The following is a 21505-nucleotide window of genomic DNA, read 5'->3' on the forward strand; positions in this document are numbered from 1 at the left end:
GAAGCGGTATGGGCAGCACGGTTTTCGATTCGGTCCTGTTTCGGGACATGTTCGGCACCGCGGAAATGCGGGCGGTCTTCGCCGACGAAGCCCTGGTCGGCCGCTACATCGAGGCCGAAGTCGCGCTGGCCCGCGCCCAGGCCCGTCTCGGCGTTGTCCCCAAGGAAGCCGCGCGGGCCATCGAGGCCGCCGCCAAATCGATCCGGATCGATTTCGACAAGCTCCGAGCTGAGACCGAAATCGTCGGCTACCCGATCTTGCCGCTGGTCCATCAGCTCTCCGAAGCCGCAGGAGAGGCGGGCCGCTACGTCCACTGGGGTGCGACCACCCAGGACATCATGGATACCGCCAATGTCCTGCAGATCCGCGCGGCCCTGCAGATCGTTGCACGCGATCTGCGCGAGGTCCGCGACGTCCTCGCTACCATGGCGAAAAAATATCGCGACACGCCGATGGCCGGGCGCACCCATCTGCAGCAGGCGCTGCCGGTGACCTTCGGCTACAAGGCCGCCGTCTGGCTGTCCTCCGTCGATCGCCACATCGAACGCGTCGATCAGGCACTGCCGCGGATCCTGCTCGGCGAGTTCTCCGGCGCCGCGGGCACGCTCGCGTCGGTGGGCGAGGGCGGCCTGGAGATGCAAAAGCTGTTCTGCGAGGAGCTCGGCCTGCATCAACCGTCGATCACCTGGCATGTCGCCCGCGACGGCATCGCCGAGGCGGTCACGCTGCTTGGCCTGATCACCGGTACGCTCGGCAAGATCGCTACCGACGTGATGCTGTTGTCATCGTCCGAATTCGGCGAAGTGTCTGAGCCTTTCGTGCCCGGTCGCGGCGCGTCATCGACGATGCCGCAAAAGCGTAACGCGATTTCAAGCGAACTGATGCTCGCCGCTGCCAAGGCGGTGCGTCAGCACGTCGCGACCATGCTCGACGGCATGATCCATGACCTGGAACGTGCAACGGGGCCGTGGCACCTCGAATGGGTGTCGTTGCCGGAGAGCTTCCTGCTCACCGCCTCGTCGCTGGCCAATGCCAAATTCATGCTGGCCGGACTCGTGGTTCACGAGAAGCGCATGCTGGAGAATCTGGATCTGACACGTGGTCTCATCGTCGCCGAAGCGGTGATGATGGCAGCGGCGCCGAAACTCGGCCGCCAGCATGCGCATGACGTTGTCTACGACGCCTGCCGCAAGGCGATCGAAGGCGGCGGACAGCTTGCGGATATCCTCGCCGAGGTCCCGGAAATCACCGAAGCGCTTGGTGGCAAGGAGGCCATCCGTCGTCACTGCGACCCGGCCAACTATCTCGGCCTGTGCGGTCCGATGGTCGATCGCGTGCTGAGAATGAGCGGACGCTGAAACAACATACATACACAACAGGGGAGGAATTTCGATGACGAAGAACATTTTGACGACCGCATTCGTGCTCGCCGGTGCACTGCTGTCTGGCCCAAGTCTGGCGCAGGATTATCCGACCCGCACCATCACCATGAACATGCCGTATTCGGCAGGTGGCCCCGGTGACACCATCGCGCGGCTGTTGGCGCAGGGCATGAGTGGCCCGCTGAAACAGCAGGTCATTGTCGAGAACACGACGGGCGCCGGCGGCTCCATCGGCAGCGCCAAGGTCGCCGCTTCGCCACCGGACGGCTACAATCTGCTGCTGATCCATATCAGCCACGCGACCAATCCGGCGCTGTATCCAAAACTCAAATACGATCCGATAAAGGACTACGAGCCGATCGGTCTCGCTGTCGATCTGCCGTCGGTGTTCGTGGCACGCAAGGATCTCCCGGCCGCCAATCTCGCCGAGCTGATCGCCTGGATGAAGACGAACAAGGAGAAAGTGAACTACGCGCATGCCGGCATCGGATCGGCGTCGCATCTGTGTGGCCTGCTGCTCAATACGGCGACCGGTACGCAACCGACCCAGATCGCCTATCGCGGCGCTGGTCCGGCAATGAACGACATGATGAGCGGGCAGGTCGATGTCATGTGCGACCAGATCGTCAACGTGGTCGGCAATGTCGATGGCGGCACGATCAAGGGCTACGCCGTCACCAGCACCGAGAAGGCGCCGGCGCTGCCAAAACTGCCCACGACAGCCGAAGCCGGGCTGCCGGGCTTTACCTACACGGTCTGGTACGGTCTGTTCGCGCCAAAGGGCACGCCCAAGCCGATCATCGACAAACTCGTGGCCGCGCTGAACGTGGCGCTGAAGGACGAGACCGTGAAGAGCCGGCTTGCCGGGCTCGGCGTGCAGCCAGTAGCGCCGGAACGGGCGACGCCCGATGCGCTGGCCGCGCATCTGAAATCCGAGATCGACAAGTGGACGCCGATCATCAAGGCAGCGGGCGTTGTCGGCGCGCAGTGAGCGAGACTCGTGAGTGACGTTCGCACGGAACATGACGCCTTCGGTGCCATCGCGGTGCCGAAGGATCGCTATTGGGGCGCGCAGACCCAACGCGCGCTTGAGGTCTTCCAGGTTAGCGATGAGCGTTTCCCGGTCGCGCTGATCCGTGCATTCGCCCTGCAGAAGATCGCGGCCGTTCGCGCCAATCTGCAACTCGGGACGATCGCGCCGGAGATCGCAGCGCCGATCGAAGCAGCGGCACTCGAACTTCAGCAAGGCCGTTTCGACGATCATTTCCCGTTGCCGATCTGGCAGACTGGCTCCGGCACCCAGACCAACATGAACGCCAATGAGGTGATCGCAAACCGCGCCAATGAATTGCTGGGCCAGCCGCTTGGGACCAAATCACCCGTTCATCCCAACGATCACGTCAATTGCTCACAGTCATCGAACGACAGCTTTCCGACCGTGATGCATGTGGCAACAACGCTGGAGTTGCGCGGGCGCTTGCTTCCGACCTTGCAGGTGCTGCGCGATGATCTCCGCGCCAAGGCGGACGCATTCTCCGACGTCGTGAAGATAGGCCGTACGCATCTGATGGATGCCGTGCCGATGACGATGGGGCAGGCCTTCGATGCCTTCGCCCGTCAGATCGGCCATGCGATTGACCGCATCGAAGCAGTGTTTCCGCGTCTGCTGATGCTGCCCCAGGGCGGCACGGCCGTCGGCTCGGGGCTCAATGCGCCAAAGGGATTCGACAGCGCCTTTTGCGATCACCTGAACGCACTGACTGGCGTTGCATTCGTCCCGAACCCGAGCAAGTTCGAAGGCATGGGCGCACATGACGCGCTGGTCGAAGTGTCCGGCGCGCTCAACGGCCTTGCCGTCACGCTGCTGAAGATCGCGAACGACGTGCGCTTCCTCGGCTCGGGTCCGCGCTGCGGGCTTGGTGAGCTCGTCATCCCGCATGACGGGCTGACGTCGTCGATCATGCCTGGCAAGCGCAATCCCACCATCGCCGAAATGCTTGCGCAGGTCTGTTTTCAGGTGACGGGCAACAACGCCGTCGTCACTGCAGCCAGCGCATCCGGCAATTTCGAGCTCAACGTTGCCAAGCCGGTCATCATCTACAACGTCTTGCAGTCAATCCGCATCCTCGCCGACGGCATCGATGTCTTTACGTCCCGATTGATCCGAGATCTCGACGTCGATCGGCGACAGCTCGCTGCGAATGTCGCCAACGCGCCGCTGCTCGCGACAGCCCTCAATCCGGTGATCGGCTACGACAAGGTCGCGCTCATCACGGCGAAGGCGCTGGATGAAACCATCACACCACGCGAAGCCGCGATCGCACTGGGACTGCTCTCGGGTGAAGACTATGATCGTCACGTCGATCCGCAGCGGATGGCGGGGATTTGACGGAGCGGCTCAGCCGCCTTGCCGCAGTCGCGCGAGTACCTTCAGCCCGCCATAGCCATCCGCCGGCAGCAGACCCGTCTTCGTTTGATAGTCCTTCACCGCCTTCATCGTGTCGTTGCCAACGCGGCCATCCGTGCCGCCGGTATCAAAACCGGCGCGGGTGAGGCGGGTCTGCACTTCCTGTACTTCGGCAAGGGTCAGCGCGCGTTCCGAGCCGGGGAATGGTTGGATGAAAGGTGGTGCGCCGAGAATACGATCGCCGAGATGGCAGATCGCCAGCGCATAGTTCATCGACGGATTGTAGCTGCGCACCGCGTAGAAGCCCTGGCCGAGCAGGAAGGTCGGGCCGCCCTGCACAGGCACCCACAATTTGGCGTTCGCATTCGGCTGCGGAAACGGCTGGCCGTCGGCGCGGGTCACGCCGGCTGCGGTCCATGCTGCAAAACTGCGATTGCTATCCGATGAGCCAGCAGCGTTGGCGCGGACTTCATAACCCCAGTGTTCGCCGCGCGGATATTTGCCGCGATTGACGAGGAAGCGTGCGCTGGAGCCGAGTGCATCATCGGGCTTGCCGAACGGCGAGACGCGGCCGTCGCGGTCATAGTCGATGCCGACATTGAGCCACACCTCGGGCATCCACTGCGTATGCCCCATGGCGCCGGCCCATGAGCCGCGCATCTCGTCCGGCGTGCCCCAGCCCTTGTCGACGATCTTCAATGCGTTGATCAGTTCGGTTTCCCAATAGGCGCGGCGGCGCGGTTCGTTCCATGCGAGCGCCGCGAGTGAGGGAAACACCGGGCGCATGTGGTTCTGCTGCACAATGGGATCGCCATAGGCGGACTCGACGCCCCACAGCGCCAGCAGCGTGCCGCGCTCGACGCCGAAGTCGCGCTCAATGCGGTCGAACACGGCTTCGTTCTTGCGCAGCGCGTCCTTGCCGGCGGCGATGCGCCAGTCGGAGGCGCGGCGGTTGATGTATTGCCAGAGCTGCTCGTGAAATTCCGGCTGCTTCTGCATCTTGGTGAACACGGACATGTCCGGCTCGATGCGGCCCATCACGCGCGAGTAGGTCGCGTCGGAGACGCCTTTGGCAATTGCCTTAGCACGAAAGCCGTCGCGCCACGCGTCGAAGCCCGCGGGGGCCGCAAAGGCGGTCCCGGGCATGGCCAGCAGCGCGCCGGCACCGAGGGCGGAGCGGAACAGACTGCGTCGGTCGATCAGGGAATCGCGTGCGGTCATGCCCCACTGTAGCCGCATGATTTGCGCCGTGGCAGGGGCAATGCGTCGCGGCGCGTCAACGCAAACAACAGATTGATATCATGTATAAAAAAGACCGCCGGAAGCCATTTTCGGGCGTCCGGCGGTCTTGCGAAAAACTTGCGGCAGTCTTGCGACAGCCGGGATCCTTTAGTCCTTGGCGCGTTCGATGTAGGAGCCGTCCTCGATCAGCACCACGATGCGGGTGCCGGTGCCGACATGCGGCGGCACGTTGGTGCGGACGCCGTTGGACAGCATGGCAGGCTTGTAGGACGACGACGCGGTCTGGCCCTTGGTCACCGGCTCGGTATCGACGACTTCGAGGGTCGCGCGCTGCGGCATCTGGATCGCCACCGGAACGAGGCCGTGCAGCGACAGCTTTACGGTCATGTTCTCCTGCAGATAGGGCTCGGCATCGCCGATGACGTCCTTCTGCACCTGAACCTGGTCGTAATTGTCGTTGTTCATGAAGTGGAAGCCGTCGGCGTCCTTGTAGAGGTAATTGAAGTTCTGGTCTTCAATCGTCGCCTTTTCCACCTGGTCAGTGGTCTTGTAGCGCTCCGAGATCTTCACACCGTCGCTGATTCGGCGCATTTCGATCTGGCTGACCGGGGTTCCCTTGCCGGGGTGGATGTTCTCCGCGGACAGAACCACGTAGAGCTTGCCTTCCTGCTCGATGACGTTGCCCTTGCGAATAGAACTGGCGATGACTTTCACAGATATGTTTCCTAGATTTCAGGCCCGGGACCGATCCGGACGTGTGTGTCCTGTGGCCAGCGAAGCGGTTTCGGGGGGCAACATACTGATTTCACGCGGCGATGCCAGCGTTTTGCAACCCAAAAGGGCCGTTTGCCGATGACTGGAACCGACCGTCCGTCGCCCTGGTGGAGCCCGGCGCGACATCAGGACCGCCGGGGCTTCCTGCTGGCGCGGGGAGCGATCACGAAGGGTATCCGGACGTGGTTCGAGGCTCAGGGCTTCCTGGAGGTCGAGACTGGCGTCCTGCAGGTCTCACCGGGCAATGAGACCCATCTGCATGCTCCAAAGACGACATTGATTGACCGCGACGGCGAGCGGTTCTCGCGGTATTTGCGAACATCGCCGGAATTCGCCTGCAAGAAGCTGCTGGCGGCGGGGGAGACGAAAATCTTCGAATTCGCCCGGGTGTTTCGCGACCGCGAGCGCGGCGACAAGCACCTGCCTGAATTCACGATGCTGGAATGGTATCGTGCCAAGGAGAGCTATGAGTCTGTGATCGCCGATTGCGTGGCGATCATTGCATGCGCGGCGCAGGCAACAGGCATCAAGCAGTTCACGTTTCGCGGTCAGGTTGCCGATCCGTTTGCCGAGCCGGAGATGTTGACCGTGGCAGCAGCGTTCACACGCTTTGCGGATATCGATCTGCTTGCAAGCATCGATGGCGCCGAGGGGGATCGCGCTATGCTGGCGGCTGCTGCGACTGGCAAGGTGCGGATCAGCGACGACGACACGTGGTCAGATATTTTCAGCAAGATCCTGGTTGAACATGTTGAGCCGCATCTCGGGCAGGGACGGATGACGGTGCTGTTTGAATACCCATCGCCGGAAGCGGCATTGGCACGCACCAAAGAAGGCGACCGACGCGTGGCTGAGCGGTTTGAGATCTATGCGTGCAGCGTAGAACTCGCCAATGGCTTCGGCGAGCTGACCGATGCCGATGAGCAGCGCCGCCGCTTTATGGAAGCGATGGATGAAAAGGAGCGTCGCTATGGCGCGCGCTATCCGCTCGATGAGGAGTTTCTTGAAGCCGTGGCGGCAATGCCGGCAGCATCCGGCGTAGCACTCGGACTCGACCGGCTGGTGATGCTGGCCTCGGGCGCGACGCGGATCGATCAGGTGGTGTGGACGCCGCCGGCAGGTGTGTCATGAACCGTCACGTGAAAGTTGCGACGACCCTGCGGCAAGCCAGCGACCTCATCGAAAACGGCCTCGCGCCGGCGTCGACGCTGGCTGATCTGGAGAAAGTCGCCGCGCGTTATGCGGTCGCGGTGACGCCGGCCGTAGCCGCACTGATCGACAGCAGCGATCCCGACGATCCGATCGCGCGCCAGTACATTCCGAGTGTGGATGAACTGAACGCGCAGCCCGAAGAGAACGCTGATCCGATCGGTGATCACGCCCACGCGCCCATCGACGGCATCGTGCATCGTTATCCCGACCGTGTGCTGTTCAAGCTGGTACATGTCTGCGCGGTGTATTGCCGGTTCTGTTTCCGCCGCGAGATGGTGGGGCCGGGCAAGGAGACCGCGCTGTCGCGTGAGGCTTATGCAGCGGCGCTGGATTACATCCGCAGCCATGACGAGATCTGGGAGGTAATCCTCACCGGCGGCGATCCCCTGATGTTGTCGCCGCGGCGATTGAGCGAGATCATGGCGGATCTCGCTGATATCCCGCATGTAAAGATCATTCGATTGCATACGCGGGTCCCCGTGGCCGATCCCGGCCGCGTGAGTGCGGAGATGGTGGATGCATTGAAAGTCACGGGTGCCAGCACATGGGTGGCGCTGCATGCCAATCATCCGCGCGAGCTAACGGATGCTGCACGTGCGGCCTGCGCGCTGATGGTGGATGCCGGCATTCCCATGGTGAGCCAGTCGGTATTGCTGCGCGGCGTCAATGACGATGCCGCGACGCTGACGGCGCTGATGCGCGGCTTCGTCGAATGCCGCATCAAGCCCTATTATCTGCATCACGGCGACCTCGCGCCCGGCACCGCACATTTGCGCACCAGCATCGCGGAGGGACAGGCCTTGATGCGCGCCATTCGAGGCAATGTTTCCGGATTGTGCCAGCCGGATTATGTGCTCGATATTCCCGGCGGTTATGGCAAGGCGCCGATCGGTCCCGAATATTTGTCTGAGAATTCTTCAATCAGCCTCAAGCCTGACGGTGAAGCTTCTGCGGAATCGGTCTATCGTGTTGTGGATTACTGCGGCGACGTTCATATCTATCCACCGAAGCCGTAGCGATCGGCTTACACGCGCCACCTGGTGTCGGAGACAAAAAATGAAAACATTGTTCGTGATGACGGCAGGCCTGTTCGTTCTCGGCCATTCGCTGGCTCTGGCGCAGGATTCGTCCCGCAACCTGCCACCCAAGGGCCTGCGCTCGCAGCCGACCACACAGACCAACAGCGGCGGTGCTCTGCCAGAGGCTCCCGTCGGCCATCGCCAGCCGCGCCCAGGCGATTTGCCGCCGGAGACCGGCAAGAACGATCCGTCCCGCATCGACGCGCAGGATCGCGAACTTGATCGTATGATCAAGAATATCTGCAAGGGCTGCTGAGCCCCTGCAGACAGTTGGCGGGGTCAGGCCTTCTTGCGGGCGGCCATCGCCAAGCCGATCAGCGAAGCGCCGCCGATCACCAGATTGATGCCGACCATCAAGCCGATGGCCCAGGCTGCCGTGCCGGGCAGGCCCGAGATGATGATGAAGGCGATCACGATATCCATCAGACCGGAGAAGGCCATCCAGCTCCAGCGCTCGGACAGCTCCTTGCGATGCTGGAGCGCGTACATGATGGTCGCTACGCCCTCGGCGAGGAAATAGACGCCAACCACGAATGTCAGTGTCAGCGTGCTTTCGGCCGGGCGCGTAAGCAGAATGATGCCGGCGCCGATGCCGAGGATTGCTGAAATCAGCGACCAGATGAAGCCTGGTGTCTGACGGGCCCAGAAGGTCATCAGCAGCGCTGCAACGCCCGAGATGAAGAACATCCAGCCCAGCATTACGGTGACGGCGATGCTGGCCACCTGCGGCACGATCATCGCGGCGAAGCCGAGGATCACCAGCACGATGCCCTCGATCAGAAATGCCTTCCAATGCGCGCGCACGGCGTCGCTCATCTTCGATTGCAGCTCGGCGAGGTTGGGCGGCATGGTCATGGCGGCATGTCCTGATCTGGCCGGCAGCATGCTGGCCGTACCTTGCATTTATCCGCTCACACGCGGAAGCGTGCAAGTTTGTTGATCGGGAATAGCTCGAATGTCGCGTGAGGTCTTGAACGTTACGACTGCGCGGTCATGGCCGGTGCGGCCGTGCGCATGCGGTTGCGCCCGAGAATATAGGCTGTCGTCGTCAGGACCAGCAGCACGGCGCCGATGGCGATCGATGCCAGACCGAGCGGGATCAGCACCATGGTGACGTTGCGCGCCGGGTTCGTAAACCAGTGATGAATCGAAGTCAGCAAAAAGGCCGTGCCGGCAAAGCCCGCACCGCCGCCGGCAACCAGCAGTGCCCACATGCCGCGCAACTGGCTGAGCCGCTCGCGTGACACCTCGGTATGCGGTGCATGATGCGCGCCGATCCGCCGGACCAGCCGCGCCGCCAGCGCAATGGTGCCGAAGCCGATCACCACGCCGGCAACCTCCAGCACGCGGCGCATCACGCCGACGATTTCCGGATGTCGCTGCAGCGTCAGCAAAGGAAGATCGAAACAGGCATGCAGCGTCACCGGCGCGAGAACAATGAGCATGGGCGTGCGAATAAAAGCCCAGCCGTCGCGGCGATGGGCGCCGAGCGCGCGGCCGGAACGGGTGATGGCGATGTAAGCGCCGGCGATGACGCCGAGCGCGCCGTGAAATGGCACGGTCAGCACGCTGCGCAGCACCGCGAGCGTCCGCCACATGTCGGGATATTGCAGGAGATAGACGAGATTCTCGTAGGCTGCGAAGCCGAGGCCGGCGGCGGCGCCGTAAACCACCGTGTCCATCGGATCGGCCGTCCGGGCGCGCTGGGTGGACACCGCGATGATGACGAAGATCTTCACGATCTCCTCCGGCGCGGCGACGCCAAACACGGCGTGGAGCACCATGGCCAGGGTCGGGTTGTCCGTAAGACCCGGAATTGCCGCGAACAGCGCGCGGGCATAGCCGAGTAGGGAGATGCTGGCGGCCCCCAGCAGGAATGACGCCCAGACCAACCCGGGCGGTCCCGGCCGTTCATCGGCAGCAATCACCAGCCACAGCAACAGCAAAGCTGGTGCGACGGCGGCGATACCGATCACGGTGGGGAGCGATTCGAGCAGGTTCATGGAACTTAATTATAGACGGCCGGGCAGACCGGAAAGAGTGACTCTTGCGGGAGCCGCCTGCGACAAAAGAGAAGCTAGCGGGCCAGGGCCAGGGCCGGAACCAATCAGTGTTCGGTCGATTGGGCTGACACAGCTCATACTGCACGGGAAATGACCATGGCCGACGACGCAAAGACACCCCCCTACATCTACGAAGGCGTCGAGCCCGTGCCTGAGGCCAGGTCGACAATCACAGAAACGATCACGGATGTGAAAGAGGCGGTTACCGAGACCGCGCACCGCATCGGCGGTGCCATCGAGTCCGGCAAGAAGCCAGGCATGCCGTTGAGCATCCTGGCCAATGTTGCGCGTGAAGCGCCGCTGGGGTCGCTGCTGGTTGCTTTTCTGCTCGGCGTCGCCGTGGCGCGCCGGCGCTAGGCGTCAGCGAATCCGGGCCGGCACCAGATTGACCGGCTTCGTAGTCCGTAGCGATACCGGCTGATAGGCCGAGGCAGGCGCAAAGACCGACTTGCAGCCATCGCTTAGCTGAGACTTGTTGCGGATCATGCAAGCCGTGACGCGATCGACATCCGGGATTTCCGAACTGCACAGTCGCATCGCATCGCCCGTGCAAAGCTGTTCCTGTTCGGCGCTGTAGGCGTGGCAGACGGTGGTCAGCATGCCGAATGCAAGAACGGTGGCGGCGGCGAGCTTGGCGGTGGTGAATGTCATCGTGTGTCCCTCGATCTTGTGTCCATCCGTGCGCCGATCGGCGCGTCGTTGGAGCAATGGGATAGAGGGCGTTCGCTTCAGGCAGTTTGCGCGGAGGCGAGGAAACGGTTTCTTCGACCGCGGTTTTGTTTCATTGCTGGTGATGGACGAAACACAGCGCGCCGGTTCGGAATCTCCTCCCTGATGGACATCATTCAGAAAATCTCGGCGCTGATCGCGGCGCAAGCCGATTGGGCTGGACCGCTTGGCTTCGTCATCGCCTTCTTCGGATGTCTGGTCGGCTCCAGTTTTGTCGTTCCGGCTGCGGCCATCGTGACGGCGACCGGCGTGCTGATCGGCGCCGGCGTGGTATCCTGGACTTTCGTCCTCTGGGCCATCGGCGGTGCGGTGCTCGGCATGAGCGTGTCCTATGAGCTCGGCAAACGGTGCGGGCCGAGGCTGCTGGAGATGCGGATGCTCCAATCGCGTCAGCAACTGGTGGCGCGGGTGCGGGGGCTATTCGAGCGCTACGGCATCGCGGCGATCATGGTCGGTTATCATATCGGGCCGGCGCGCGCGCTGGTCACCAGCGTCGCGGGCATTACCGGCATGCCGCGTCTGAAGTTCGAAACCGCCAGTATCGTGTCAGCAATGGTCTGGATCGTCGATCACGCCTTGATCGGCGTCATCCCCGGCACACTCATCGACGCCGACAGTCCATGGTTGCTCCCGGTGACATTCGGAGCACCGGTCGTCGTGATCGTGCTGACCGTGATGTTGCTGCGCAAGGCGTTGTAGCCCCAGCGCCAACGTCCCGCATCACGCGGCCTTCGAGATCTTCTTCTTGAGATGCCCGGTGTCGTGATCGCGGCGGAGCTGACTGAGCGACGTGTCGTTGAGCTTCGGCAGCACTTCGCTGAGCGTGAGCGTGTCGGGATGCCCGGCTGCGAAAAACTTGCCGTAGATCTTGCGGAGTGTTGCCAGTGTGGTGCTGCCGTATTTCTCGGTCATCGCGCTGTCGTGCGCGTGAAGGTGATCGCCGCCGTCATGCTTCATGTCTCGCTCCCTGCCGGTATCGCATGATCTCGCACCTTGAGCAGTGCAGATTGCGTTCGGCCAGACAGACTAGGCGCGGTGCTGTGGAGAGTACAAGCAGTTCACGTGTGCTCGGGAGCAATCGCGCGGGATGGCTTAGCCGCGCGCCCCGGGGCGCTTGCGCTGCACAACGATCTTCATCTTCTGACGGCCCTTGCTTGCCGCGGCGCGGGAGCGTGAGCGGCGCGGTTGCTCTCGCGCGGCAGGCTTGTCGTCAGTCGCCGAGGTGCTGGCAAAAGACTGCCGGAGAGTGTCGAGCGTGGAGGTGAGGGCGCCGACCTGTTCGTTGAGCTTGCGCGCTTCGTTCTGCTGCGCTGTCATCAGACGCTGCATGGTCTGCAACTGATCCTGCACGACCTGAAGCTGATCGATCGACTGCTGCTGCGTGGCCTCGATGCCTTTGGTCTTTTCGATCAGCTGTTCGGACGCCTGCGCCACACGGGCCTGTTGCAGGCGCGATGCGGTGAGCCGCTCCGGCTCCGGCGTTGCGCCGCTATAGCTGCGCCACGTGAAGATGCCGCCGATGCCGATCACGACCAGAAACAGGGCCGCAGCCGCAACCATGATCGGCTGCTGGCTAATGCGCCAGGTGTGACTGGGCTCGGACGCGTAACTGTGCTGGGAAGCGCTCGGCATGATTTCGACCATGAAGCTCGAAGTCCTATGGCGTGTGATCGTTCCAATCCGCGACAAAACCATCCAGAACGCGTGAATTTCGGGAGGTTCGCGGCCAAGTTCAACGAAAATAAGGCTCGGGTGGCAATAACGTGGCCTAACCCAGGGCAGTGCGCGAATGGCGCTCCCTAGCAGTGCCAGCGAGGTTGTGCATAACATCTTGAATTAACGAATAAAAGCGCGAATTGTTTGACATTTTTTGGGTCTTCGTCGACAAAAACGTCCAACAAAACGTCCAACATGGGGCAGGGATGGGCGAGCATCTAACTAAGCGCAATGGGACTTGGCACTTCGTGCGCCGGGTGCCGGAAGAGTTTTCAAGTTGTGACAAACGCGGCATCGTGAAGCTTTCCACAAAGGTGCGCATTGCTCGAGACAGGCATGGACGGCGGGCCTCCCTGATCGCCGATCGGATGAATCTGGACCTCGAAGCCTACTGGCAGAAGTGCGCCGCCGGTGAAGCTGGCAGAGCGGCTACGGACCACGCCGAAGCGATTCGGCGGGCGCGGATCCTCGACCTTTCATATCGCCCCGCTGCGGCCGTGGCATTGGAAGCGCCGGCCGAGCTGAAGCGACGCATCGAAACCCTGGCCGAGGGCGACCGGCTGCATGATCCCGCGACGCGCGCGGCCGTGCTCGGTGGTGTCACTGAGCCGCTTATCAAGCTTTCGACCCTGTTCGCCGAATTCGAGGCGGCCACGGCAACCGAGCGGATGAACTATTCACCGAAGCAGCTCAAGAAATGGAAGGCCGGCAAAGAGCGCGCCATCGAGATCCTGATCGAGGTGGTGACCGATAAGGCCCTGCAAGAAATGACCCGCGACGATGCTCTCAAGTATCGCGATTACTGGCAGGCCCGCGCCGTGAAGCGTCAAGTTGCCATCGGCACCGCAAACAAGAACATCACTCATATTCAGCGCATGGTTCGAACCGTGCACTGCGGCCGTCGCCTGGTCGTTCAGCGCGTCGAAGCCGTGTCTCGATCAAAAGAGTCTCGACAAAGCGCCTGATCATCACTGCGCAGGCATCGTACCAACCGTTCTCATAAGCCCCGTTAATCTGGTTGGCGATCGAAACGATGTAGCTGCGCGAGCCGCGCGTTAAGCTGCTCATAATAACATGATGTGAGTTCGGCACGAGGCCTTCCTCGGGAGGTCCTAGTTCAACATCAACATCCTCCTGGATGGCCTTTGCGACCGCGAAAAGATTCTTGAGTGACATCAGGAGTCACCACATTCGAGAGGCACGGTGCCGCACAAAAAATTAAGCTGTCCGGCAGCGGGGACTACATGTTCCTTCGAGACATGATCAACGTGACCTTGACAGAGACCGCTTGGAACCCCAGCCGCAACTTAAAGGCCGCGTTGCCAAGGCTTAAGGACGTCGGCGACAAGTCGGCGCATAACCGCTATTTCGTGGCCAGGCGTGGCGACATCCAGCCCTTGCTGGGTGATATCAGGACGGTGGTTCAGGAGTTGATGCTGCAGAGTGGACTGAAGCACTGAACTGTCCTGAATTGCGCGCCAACACTCTGCATCGCCAAATTCTATTTAGACACTGCACTCACATGGTATTTCAATGCCCGATAGTTCGATCAATACTATATCGACGTTCCGCGCGCTGAGAACGGCAGTGATATTCTCTCCAGTTAAGCTCAAAGCAATCGCCGCCGGACTATCGCTGTTAGCGTTTGTATTTGCTATTCTTGCGGGCGCAGAGTTCGCAATGATCCCACGTCGAATGGCTATTGTGAGTTAAAATTTCCAAAGTGGATGAGATGTGTCGTTGCGAACCACGAGAATTTAGCCGGCGGATTGATTGGGCCGCGGGCACCTTGTTCGCAGGGTGGCTTGCCTGGACGGCAGTCCAGACGCAGATGACCGAGCGCGAGAACGCGCGCAGGCTGACCGAATTGAAGTGGAAGAGCTGCTCAGTTTTGACGTCGATAATATTGCGGAAGCCCTCGGTGCAATCTGGAAAGTGCTCGAGGCCATCTACGACGAGCAAGCACCGGAGGATAACCAAAAGCGCTTGCAGGCTGTTAAGAATGGCCTCAGTTATGTGACGGAGAATAGTTGGATCGAAACAACGAAAGCCATGGTCGACGTCTTAGGGTGGAACCGGCGCCGTCTTTACGCCGGTCTCCTCAACTCCCTAATCGAACTGCAGGCCTTTCAGGAGATCACGGTTGATGAGATCTCCGGGGAAATAACGAGCGCGGTGGCGCAAGCTGCCGGCGCTTGTGAACTACTGTATCCTAATTGTTCTGACTATTTCGAGGGGCGCTTCCGTCGGAGTCCGAAAGGCTACTCGTGGGGAGATGCGGTTCTTATGTCTGCTCATCTTCCAGAAGACGAACATTAGTTTTTCGCTGTACTCGCAGGATGGTCCGGCGCCATTTAAGCCCCGAATTCATCACCCCGGCGTAGGGGAGTAAGTCAGTGTTCATCTCTGCGGCCCCGATAGGTTCACCTCACGCTCAGCCCGAAAAACATTGCTGTGCAGGCTGGCGATCCACTGTCGGCCGCTAGAGGTGACATTGAGGTACCGGATCGCAAGCTGGATCTGTGGTGCAACGTTAGTCCAGTAGAACTGAGGAAACTTATAGACGATGTCGGCTGGCGTTGCATAACCAAGCACTTTGTTTAGTCCGATCTCCTCGAACTCATGGAATAGGGAATTTGATTTCCTGATGTAATTGGGATCGCCGAGCTGACCGATCAGATCCGCAGCACGCAACAGCAATCCTTCTTCCTCATCGAGGTCATCACCTCCTCCGTTTGTTGCATCGATGTAGGGAAAGCGCGTGTATTCGATGGCCCGGGCAATCCGGGCGGCGTCGACTTCCTCCACAGCATGGAGCCGCTCAATCACAAAGAGCTTTGAGCGGTCGACATGGTAGGGCGCGAGCGCGGCATCGGAGGATCCAACCGGCAATGCAATTTTGCGCCCAGTAAGGTCCGCAACATAAGCGCCGTCTTCATCGCCTTGGATAATGCCCCGCACATATCCAATGTCATGGGTTAGGCAGGCCATAATAAAGTTCGCATAGTCGGTTGCGGTGGTGGTACGTTGCAGGGCACGCCCAGCCAGGATGTCGTTCCCGACCAGCGTAACCAGCATGGTATGTTCGATATTGTGATAGAGTGCGTCACTATTCCCGATGCACTCCAATGCCAGCCTAGCTGCAAAGGGCAGCAATTTTGTCAGATCGGAATGCGAGGAGCGGAAGCGGTCTTCGGTTTCCCGCGCGAGAAAAGAGCCAAGGGCTTGCGCCGTCAGTTGAGGAATTGTGATCATCTCGGCTCCCTATCTTGCCTCGTTGTTGTTGCACCATGATCGCCGCGTCCCCAGCGGTATCCTTCAACTTCAGCATCGTCAAAACCCTGAGTGCCTGCGGATTTCAACGGATGTTGCTAGCGAGAGTCCCCTGAGAGTTGATTTCAATCAATGCTCTGCAAGCCAGAATCCCGAAGCGTTGATGTCAAATAGAGCTGAGCGCTAGCGGCCCGCTGTCCCCAGCGAGCGCGTACTTCACCCCGCCCCTTGGCCCGTCGGCGGGACTACATACAGCGTCAGTGCAAAAACTGCATAAATGAAGATGAGCAGGGCGCCGACGAACCAGGCCGAGCGGCCGCTGCTCGTAATGAAGCTCGCTGTCACGGTCGCAATCATGACCATGGTGACGGCGCCGGGCCAGAATTGCAGGCTCATCGGCATTGGTCCGACGACATAGCTGAGTAGCACCAGGGCGGGGGCGACGAAGAGAGCAATCTGGGAGGCGCTGCCAAGCGCGATGCTGACACTCATGTCGAGGCGGTCCTTGCGTGCCGCAGAAAAGGCAACGGCAAACTCGGCGGCGGCGCCGACCATTGAGACAATGATAAAGCCAACGAAGGCCGGGCTCATTCCAAACGTTGCTGCGGCCTTCTGCACCGACTCGACAAAAATCTCACTCACAAGTGCAACCAGCACAGTGACAACAAGCAGTGTGCCCACCGCAAGGGCAATTGGCCAATGTTCCTCGCCTTCGCTATGCGCGGCGCCTGCGAACAATTCCTTGTGGGTCTTCAGCGAGAATAGCAGGCCGAGTGCGTAAGCAATGATGAGCAGGATGGCGAGGCCGATGCTGAGCTTCTGCATGACGGTCTCACCCTGCACAAGATCCAGGTCGGCGACTGCGGATGGGGCAAGCAGGGCGACGGTCGCCATGAGTAGAAGACCGGAGTAGAGCCGCGCGCCGGAGCGATTATATTCCTGGACATGGTAGCGCAGGCCGCCGAGGAGCAGACAGGCACCGAGCATGAAGAGGGCATTGGTGACAATCGCACCAGCAATTGACGCCTTCACCAGCATGTACTGGCCGGCACGTAGCGCGGTGATCGCAATGATCAGCTCCGTTAAGTTGCCCAGCGTCGCATTGAGCAATCCGCCGACGGCATCACCGGTCTTGGCGGCAACCGCTTCGGTCGCGTGGCTGAGCAGGGCGGCCAGAGGCACGATGGCGAGAACCGAAAGCATGAACAGCAGCGTATGGGAATGCGGCGCTATTGCTTCCGTGACAAGTACGGCAGGCACGAAGATCAACATCCAAAGCAGCGGTGTGTGCTGAATTTGCTTGAGCAGGGGTTTCATGGCGGCGCCATCTCCATATCGAATGCGACGGCGGAAACTCCGATCCCATCGCCGGACCGGTATTGATCTAGCTCAACAAGACCCCGAAGCTGGAAGAACGCGAACGCACTTCGACCGCTCTTCACCACATCCCCTACAAAATGCCGGCGTTGCGTCAGAAGCCGTCGGGAGGGCCGGATTTCTTCTGATGGCGCGAGGGCTATGCACATCATCAGTATCTAGATGCGTTAGGATTTGCCGACCTTGGATCTTAAGTGAGTGTGAGCATCAGGCTGACGATCTGCGGATCTTTCCTCGGGGCTGCCTTGAAGCCGAACCTGGTGAAAATCTTTCGCATCGCAGTGTTCTCGGGCAGAACTTCTGCGGTCAATTCTTTTAGCCCGGCATCGCGCCCGAGATTGATGAGGTGGCGCATGAGGATCGAACCCACTCCGCGCCCTTGCCAGCCATCGACGACCATAAACGCCATTTCGGCCCGATCTGGCTCCGAGACGATATATCGGCAACCGCCCATCAGGATATTGTGGCCGGTTTCCTCGAGCCGCGCGATCAGTGCGACATGGTTCTCAAAGTCGACGTCCATGAAGAAAGCGCGCTCCTTGTCTGAGAAATGGCGCTTCATGACGAAAAAGCGCCGCTGCAGCGACTGCACGCTGGCCTGCGCTAGCGCGGCGAGCATATCGGGCTCGTCTTCGGGGCGAAGCGCCAGGATATTCACCAGGCGGCCATCGCGTAACTGCTCTTGCGCGGCGTAGGTGGCGGCATCGGACATGGGAACTCCGCTGGCTGGTCGGGTACACTAGTTCGGACCAGTGCCAAGCAAACTGCGGCCGACGGACGGGTGCTTGATCTGGATCAAGACCGCGGGCGAGTGCAACGGCAACGCTCGTATGACCTGCACAAATCAAGGCGCGTCCGTGAGAACCATCCGTCAATTTCTATCCGGAGACGTCATCATCCAGCTTGTAGTCCGGCTGGGACTGCTGGCTTTGCTGGTGACCTGGACATTTATAGTGATCCGTCCCTTCGTGCCAATTCTGGCCTGGAGCGGTGTCCTTGCAGTCGCCTTCTACCCTGCTTTCAACTGGCTGGCCAAATTGCTGGGCGGTCGTCCAAAGACCGCCGCAGTCATCCTCACCATCGTCAATCTTGCAGTGGTCGTCGGGCCGGCGACCTGGCTAGGCTTGAGCGCAGTGGAGGGGGTGAGACAACTCGCCGGTGAACTGACCGCCGGGAATTTAGCCATTCCGTCACCGCCCGAACAGGTCAAGGAATGGCGGATTGTCGGGCCTAAGCTCTACGAATTCTGGGGGCGGGCATCCAGTAATGTCCGGGCGGTCTTGCGTGAGGTTGCACCGTATTTGAAGCCCTTGGCGGGGACGATGCTCACACTTGCGGGCAGCGCCGGTGTCGGGACGCTCAAATTTCTCCTGTCTGTTCTTATAGCCGGCTTTCTCTTTCCCTACGGTCTTCAACTGGTCTCGGGCGGGAGGCGCCTTCTGTCACTTATCGTCCATGAGCAAAGCGAACATTTGCTGGATTTGGCGGGGGCGACAATCCGCGCCGTCTCGCAAGGCGTGATCGGCGTCGCGGTCGTGCAGGCCCTGCTGGCGGGCATAGGCTTCAAGATGGCCGGCATCCCCAACGCCGGCCTTCTGGCCTTCGCGGTCATGTTGCTGACCATTGTTCAGATCGGCGCAGCAATCGTCCTCTTTCCCGTGATCATCTGGATCTGGATGGACAAGGATTTCACCACAGCGCTGCTTTTGACATTATTCCTCACCGCCGTCGGCATTCTCGACAACATATTGAAACCGCTCGTGATGGGGCGCGGGCTCACGACACCGACGATCGTCATCTTCATCGGAGTCATCGGCGGAACGCTCGCGCACGGAATTGTCGGCCTCTTTATCGGGCCAATTGTTCTCTCGGTTGCCTGGGAGTTGATCGCCGCATGGATGCGTGAGGATCGTTCCCAACCCGCGCCGAACTGACTTAGACCCTTGACCTAGATCAACGTTGCGGGCCGGGAAGCCCCTTGAATGAGCTTGCGCGACGATGAGGCCAGAACATGTCGATGGAAACGCCAAACCTGCCAGGCGGCCCCATGTCCGGGCTTGTTGCCTCGGCAGTGGAGTACATGGTCGATGCGGGGCAGCGGAGCATGCTGTTCCTGGACGTCATGCGCCAACGCGGCGATCAGTATCGTGAGCACGTCGCGCAGACAGCGCCGCATGTATTGCAATATGCAGCCGAATTGATCATCGATGGTCGCGAACTGATCGAACCCGTCAACTATGCACTGGTCCGCATCGTTCCGCCAGACGACGTCGAAATCGATATCGAGCGGCGCCCCTTCATCGTGATCGATCCTCGTGCTGGTCACGGTCCGGGAATCGGCGGATTCAAGGCTGACAGTGAGATCGGCGTAGCGATGAGAGCGGGGCACTCCTGCTATTTCATCGGCTTTCTCCCCGAACCTATGCCGGGACAGACCATCGAGCGCATTGCGCGCGCCGAGGCGCAGTTCATCGAGAAGGTCATCAGCCTGCATCCCAAGGCCGACGGCAAGCCCTGCGTCATCGGCAATTGCCAGGCCGGTTGGGCCGTCATGATCCTGGCGTCACTGCGACCCGAGCTATTCGGGCCTCTGATCATTGCAGGGGCTCCGTTGGCTTATTGGGAAGGCGTGCACGGCAAATACCCGATGCGTTATTCGGGTGGCCTCATGGGCGGCAGTTGGCTCACCGCAATGACCAGTGATCTCGGTGCGGGAAAATTCGATGGCGCGTGGCTGGTGCAGAACTTCGAGAGTCAGAACCCTTCGAACACACTGTGGACCAAGCAGTATAACGTCTACTCCAATATTGATACCGAGGCGGATCGCTATCTCGAGTTCGAGCGCTGGTGGGGCGGGCACGTCAATCTGAACGCCGAAGAAATCCAGTTCATCGTCGACGAGCTTTTCATCGGCAACAATCTTGCCGCGGGCAAGGTCGAGATGTCAGACGGACAAAAGGTGGACTTGCGCAACATCAGGTCGCCGATCCTGGTGTTCTGTTCCGAGGGTGACAACGTTACGCCGCCGCAACAAGCGCTGAATTGGATACTGGATTGCTATGCTGATGTGGATGAGATCAGGGCGTATGGGCAGACGATTGTCTATACCGTTCACCAAAGCATCGGCCATCTCGGCATTTTCGTTTCCGGTGGCGTCGCCAAGAAGGAACACGCCGAATTTTCTAGCAATATCGATCTCATAGATGTGCTGCCACCTGGTCTCTACGAAGCGACCTTCGAGGCGAAGGGCGAGGAGACCACGAACTCCGACCTTGTCGTAGGCCAATGGGTGATGCGCTGCGAGGCGCGGACGCTCGATGATATCAGGGCCATGGGTGGCAATTCGCCTGAGGACGAGCGGCGTTTCGCTGCGGCCAAGCGCGTCTCTGAGATGAATCTCGCAGCCTACCAAAAATTTGTTCAACCCTGGCTTAAGAACGCAGTGACGCCGCAGATGGCGGAGATGATGCGTAATTTGCACCCGTTACGACTGCAATATGAAGCCTTCAGCAGCAAAAATCCGTGGATGAGCGCCGTAAAGTCCGCAGCCGAAGGCATTGAGGATAACCGTAAACCGGTCTCGAAGAACAATCCCTTCCTGGCATTCCAGGAGCAGATGGGAGAGCAAATCGTTCATCTGCTGGATAGCTGGCGTGACTCTCAGGAGGCGCTGAGCGAAGCCATGTTCCTCAACATCTATGGTTCACCGGCGTTGCAGGCGGCCGTCGGCATTGATCCGAAGTCCGAGCCGTCGCGTCGTCGGGAGATGTCGGATGAACACCGCGTGATGCTCGACAAGAGGATCGCTGAGTTAAAATCGAAGATTTCCCAAGGGGGCTTACGCGAAGCGACCTTGCGCTCATTGCTCTATGTGGGTTCTGCGCGGGGAATGGTCGATGAGCGAAGTATCGAGGCACTGCGTCAGGTTCGGAGCGATCACGCTGGAGCACGACTGACGCTGCCTGAGTTCAAGATGTTGGTGCGTGAGCAGTTCTTTATGTTGTTGCTCGATTCTGAAGGGGCGCTGGCCGCTATTCCGAAGTTGTTGCCCGCGGACGGTGCTCAAAAGCGATCGGCCTTCACGGCAATGCGTGAGATTTTGTCCGCCAGCGGTGACATCGCTGGTGAACGCGCGAGCCGCTGGGCGCGGATCGCCGGGTTGTTCGGCGTCGACGCCGCAGAGGCGGGGGCGTCAAACGTTGCCGCGTTCGACCCTGAGGCACGAGCGTCGTAAAGAAATTTCAAACGGGG

23 protein-coding genes are annotated in these 21505 nt (G+C 60.5%); 13 read left to right on the plus strand and 10 right to left on the minus strand.

Annotated features, from left to right (window positions below; translation table 11 throughout):
- Positions 1–8: 8 nt before the first annotated feature.
- From AB8A23_RS19740 to AB8A23_RS19750, 3 genes are read left to right on the plus strand one after another with little or no spacing between them, the layout of a single operon-like run.
- Entirely contained in the window at positions 9–1358 is a 1350-nt protein-coding gene (locus tag AB8A23_RS19740) for a class-II fumarase/aspartase family protein (protein WP_439058477.1), read from the plus strand.
- 34 nt (positions 1359–1392) lie between these two features.
- Positions 1393–2373 (plus strand): tripartite tricarboxylate transporter substrate-binding protein, encoded by a 981-nt coding sequence (locus AB8A23_RS19745; protein ID WP_175368936.1) that lies wholly within the window; start codon positions 1393–1395, stop codon positions 2371–2373.
- Between the two features lie 9 nt (positions 2374–2382).
- The gene (locus AB8A23_RS19750; protein ID WP_439058476.1) at positions 2383–3771 is read left to right on the plus strand and encodes a class II fumarate hydratase; all 1389 of its coding nucleotides are present in this window, start codon (positions 2383–2385) and stop codon (positions 3769–3771) included.
- Positions 3772–3780: 9 nt separating this feature from the next.
- On the opposite strand, the gene AB8A23_RS19755 is transcribed toward AB8A23_RS19750, so the two are convergent.
- Complete coding sequence (locus AB8A23_RS19755; protein WP_439058475.1) at positions 3781–5010, minus strand: lytic murein transglycosylase; 1230 nt, start codon at positions 5008–5010, stop codon at positions 3781–3783.
- Positions 5011–5178: 168 nt separating this feature from the next.
- A complete protein-coding gene (efp, locus tag AB8A23_RS19760) occupies positions 5179–5745 on the minus strand; it encodes an elongation factor P (protein WP_068736546.1) in 567 nt (188 codons plus the stop codon).
- Between the two features lie 138 nt (positions 5746–5883).
- Between efp and epmA the strand changes: the two genes are divergently transcribed.
- From epmA to AB8A23_RS19775, 3 genes are read left to right on the plus strand one after another with little or no spacing between them, the layout of a single operon-like run.
- Positions 5884–6936, plus strand: a complete 1053-nt coding sequence (epmA, locus tag AB8A23_RS19765; RefSeq protein ID WP_439058474.1) for an EF-P lysine aminoacylase EpmA — start codon at positions 5884–5886, stop codon at positions 6934–6936.
- Entirely contained in the window at positions 6933–8033 is a 1101-nt protein-coding gene (locus AB8A23_RS19770; RefSeq protein ID WP_089264181.1) for a lysine-2,3-aminomutase-like protein, read from the plus strand. The genes epmA and AB8A23_RS19770 overlap by 4 nt, the downstream gene beginning before the upstream one ends.
- A gap of 40 nt (positions 8034–8073) precedes the next feature.
- Positions 8074–8352 (plus strand): hypothetical protein, encoded by a 279-nt coding sequence (locus tag AB8A23_RS19775; protein WP_081422013.1) that lies wholly within the window; start codon positions 8074–8076, stop codon positions 8350–8352.
- Between the two features lie 23 nt (positions 8353–8375).
- Here the strand turns inward: AB8A23_RS19775 and AB8A23_RS19780 are convergent, their stop codons facing one another.
- Together AB8A23_RS19780 and AB8A23_RS19785 are read right to left on the minus strand one after the other, a co-directional pair.
- Positions 8376–8951, minus strand: coding sequence for an HdeD family acid-resistance protein (locus tag AB8A23_RS19780; RefSeq protein WP_089264182.1), 576 nt, complete (start codon positions 8949–8951; stop codon positions 8376–8378).
- A gap of 122 nt (positions 8952–9073) precedes the next feature.
- On the minus strand, positions 9074–10099 hold the full coding sequence (locus AB8A23_RS19785) for a PrsW family glutamic-type intramembrane protease (RefSeq protein WP_439058473.1): 1026 nt from the start codon (positions 10097–10099) through the stop codon (positions 9074–9076).
- Positions 10100–10255: 156 nt separating this feature from the next.
- On the opposite strand from AB8A23_RS19785, the gene AB8A23_RS19790 reads away from it, so the two are divergent.
- Entirely contained in the window at positions 10256–10516 is a 261-nt protein-coding gene (locus tag AB8A23_RS19790) for a hypothetical protein (protein ID WP_068736902.1), read from the plus strand.
- A 3-nt stretch (positions 10517–10519) separates the two neighbouring features.
- On the opposite strand, the gene AB8A23_RS19795 is transcribed toward AB8A23_RS19790, so the two are convergent.
- Positions 10520–10810 (minus strand): hypothetical protein, encoded by a 291-nt coding sequence (locus tag AB8A23_RS19795; protein ID WP_439058472.1) that lies wholly within the window; start codon positions 10808–10810, stop codon positions 10520–10522.
- A 183-nt stretch (positions 10811–10993) separates the two neighbouring features.
- On the opposite strand from AB8A23_RS19795, the gene AB8A23_RS19800 reads away from it, so the two are divergent.
- On the plus strand, positions 10994–11587 hold the full coding sequence (locus AB8A23_RS19800; protein ID WP_439058471.1) for a DedA family protein: 594 nt from the start codon (positions 10994–10996) through the stop codon (positions 11585–11587).
- Positions 11588–11608: 21 nt separating this feature from the next.
- On the opposite strand, the gene AB8A23_RS19805 is transcribed toward AB8A23_RS19800, so the two are convergent.
- Both AB8A23_RS19805 and AB8A23_RS19810 read right to left on the minus strand, forming a co-directional pair.
- Positions 11609–11845: a hypothetical protein gene (locus AB8A23_RS19805; RefSeq protein ID WP_068736536.1), complete on the minus strand. Its 237-nt coding sequence runs from the start codon at positions 11843–11845 to the stop codon at positions 11609–11611.
- Positions 11846–11980: 135 nt separating this feature from the next.
- On the minus strand, positions 11981–12532 hold the full coding sequence (locus AB8A23_RS19810) for a hypothetical protein (RefSeq protein ID WP_309946149.1): 552 nt from the start codon (positions 12530–12532) through the stop codon (positions 11981–11983).
- 212 nt (positions 12533–12744) lie between these two features.
- Between AB8A23_RS19810 and AB8A23_RS19815 the strand changes: the two genes are divergently transcribed.
- The 3 genes from AB8A23_RS19815 (at position 12745) to AB8A23_RS19825 (ending at position 14923) form a co-directional block, all read left to right on the plus strand.
- Positions 12745–13569 carry a hypothetical protein gene (locus AB8A23_RS19815; protein ID WP_439058470.1) on the plus strand — a complete coding sequence of 275 codons (825 nt, stop codon included), beginning with the start codon at positions 12745–12747 and terminating at the stop codon, positions 13567–13569.
- A gap of 204 nt (positions 13570–13773) precedes the next feature.
- Positions 13774–14064, plus strand: a complete 291-nt coding sequence (locus tag AB8A23_RS19820) for a hypothetical protein (protein ID WP_439058469.1) — start codon at positions 13774–13776, stop codon at positions 14062–14064.
- Positions 14065–14476: 412 nt separating this feature from the next.
- Positions 14477–14923, plus strand: coding sequence for a hypothetical protein (locus AB8A23_RS19825; protein ID WP_439058468.1), 447 nt, complete (start codon positions 14477–14479; stop codon positions 14921–14923).
- 81 nt (positions 14924–15004) lie between these two features.
- On the opposite strand, the gene AB8A23_RS19830 is transcribed toward AB8A23_RS19825, so the two are convergent.
- The 3 genes from AB8A23_RS19830 to AB8A23_RS19840 form a co-directional block, all read right to left on the minus strand.
- Positions 15005–15859, minus strand: a complete 855-nt coding sequence (locus AB8A23_RS19830) for a metal-dependent phosphohydrolase (protein ID WP_439058467.1) — start codon at positions 15857–15859, stop codon at positions 15005–15007.
- 234 nt (positions 15860–16093) lie between these two features.
- Complete coding sequence (cax, locus tag AB8A23_RS19835; protein ID WP_439058466.1) at positions 16094–17194, minus strand: calcium/proton exchanger; 1101 nt, start codon at positions 17192–17194, stop codon at positions 16094–16096.
- Between the two features lie 250 nt (positions 17195–17444).
- Positions 17445–17966: a GNAT family N-acetyltransferase gene (locus tag AB8A23_RS19840; RefSeq protein ID WP_439058465.1), complete on the minus strand. Its 522-nt coding sequence runs from the start codon at positions 17964–17966 to the stop codon at positions 17445–17447.
- Positions 17967–18084: 118 nt separating this feature from the next.
- Between AB8A23_RS19840 and AB8A23_RS19845 the strand changes: the two genes are divergently transcribed.
- Positions 18085–19188, plus strand: coding sequence for an AI-2E family transporter (locus tag AB8A23_RS19845; protein ID WP_439060490.1), 1104 nt, complete (start codon positions 18085–18087; stop codon positions 19186–19188).
- Between the two features lie 77 nt (positions 19189–19265).
- Positions 19266–21488, plus strand: a complete 2223-nt coding sequence (locus AB8A23_RS19850) for a DUF3141 domain-containing protein (protein ID WP_439058464.1) — start codon at positions 19266–19268, stop codon at positions 21486–21488.
- The last annotated feature ends 17 nt before the right edge of the window (positions 21489–21505 follow it).

The organism is Tardiphaga sp. 619_E2_N8_4, assembly GCF_051810905.1.
Classification (GTDB): Bacteria; Pseudomonadota; Alphaproteobacteria; order Rhizobiales; family Xanthobacteraceae; genus Tardiphaga; species Tardiphaga robiniae.

Coding starts and splice junctions, on each gene's coding strand:
- AB8A23_RS19740 (WP_439058477.1), top strand. CDS start 9: ATGGGCAGCACGGTTTTCGATTCGGTCCTGTTTCGGGACATGTTCGGC.
- AB8A23_RS19745 (WP_175368936.1), top strand. CDS start 1,393: ATGACGAAGAACATTTTGACGACCGCATTCGTGCTCGCCGGTGCACTG.
- AB8A23_RS19755 (WP_439058475.1), bottom strand. CDS start 5,010: ATGACCGCACGCGATTCCCTGATCGACCGACGCAGTCTGTTCCGCTCC.
- epmA (WP_439058474.1), top strand. CDS start 5,884: ATGACTGGAACCGACCGTCCGTCGCCCTGGTGGAGCCCGGCGCGACAT.
- AB8A23_RS19770 (WP_089264181.1), top strand. CDS start 6,933: ATGAACCGTCACGTGAAAGTTGCGACGACCCTGCGGCAAGCCAGCGAC.
- AB8A23_RS19775 (WP_081422013.1), top strand. CDS start 8,074: ATGAAAACATTGTTCGTGATGACGGCAGGCCTGTTCGTTCTCGGCCAT.
- AB8A23_RS19780 (WP_089264182.1), bottom strand. CDS start 8,951: ATGACCATGCCGCCCAACCTCGCCGAGCTGCAATCGAAGATGAGCGAC.
- AB8A23_RS19785 (WP_439058473.1), bottom strand. CDS start 10,099: ATGAACCTGCTCGAATCGCTCCCCACCGTGATCGGTATCGCCGCCGTC.
- AB8A23_RS19790 (WP_068736902.1), top strand. CDS start 10,256: ATGGCCGACGACGCAAAGACACCCCCCTACATCTACGAAGGCGTCGAG.
- AB8A23_RS19795 (WP_439058472.1), bottom strand. CDS start 10,810: ATGACATTCACCACCGCCAAGCTCGCCGCCGCCACCGTTCTTGCATTC.
- AB8A23_RS19800 (WP_439058471.1), top strand. CDS start 10,994: ATGGACATCATTCAGAAAATCTCGGCGCTGATCGCGGCGCAAGCCGAT.
- AB8A23_RS19805 (WP_068736536.1), bottom strand. CDS start 11,845: ATGAAGCATGACGGCGGCGATCACCTTCACGCGCACGACAGCGCGATG.
- AB8A23_RS19810 (WP_309946149.1), bottom strand. CDS start 12,532: ATGGTCGAAATCATGCCGAGCGCTTCCCAGCACAGTTACGCGTCCGAG.
- AB8A23_RS19830 (WP_439058467.1), bottom strand. CDS start 15,859: ATGATCACAATTCCTCAACTGACGGCGCAAGCCCTTGGCTCTTTTCTC.
- cax (WP_439058466.1), bottom strand. CDS start 17,194: ATGAAACCCCTGCTCAAGCAAATTCAGCACACACCGCTGCTTTGGATG.
- AB8A23_RS19840 (WP_439058465.1), bottom strand. CDS start 17,966: ATGTCCGATGCCGCCACCTACGCCGCGCAAGAGCAGTTACGCGATGGC.
- AB8A23_RS19845 (WP_439060490.1), top strand. CDS start 18,085: ATGACCTGCACAAATCAAGGCGCGTCCGTGAGAACCATCCGTCAATTT.
- AB8A23_RS19850 (WP_439058464.1), top strand. CDS start 19,266: ATGTCGATGGAAACGCCAAACCTGCCAGGCGGCCCCATGTCCGGGCTT.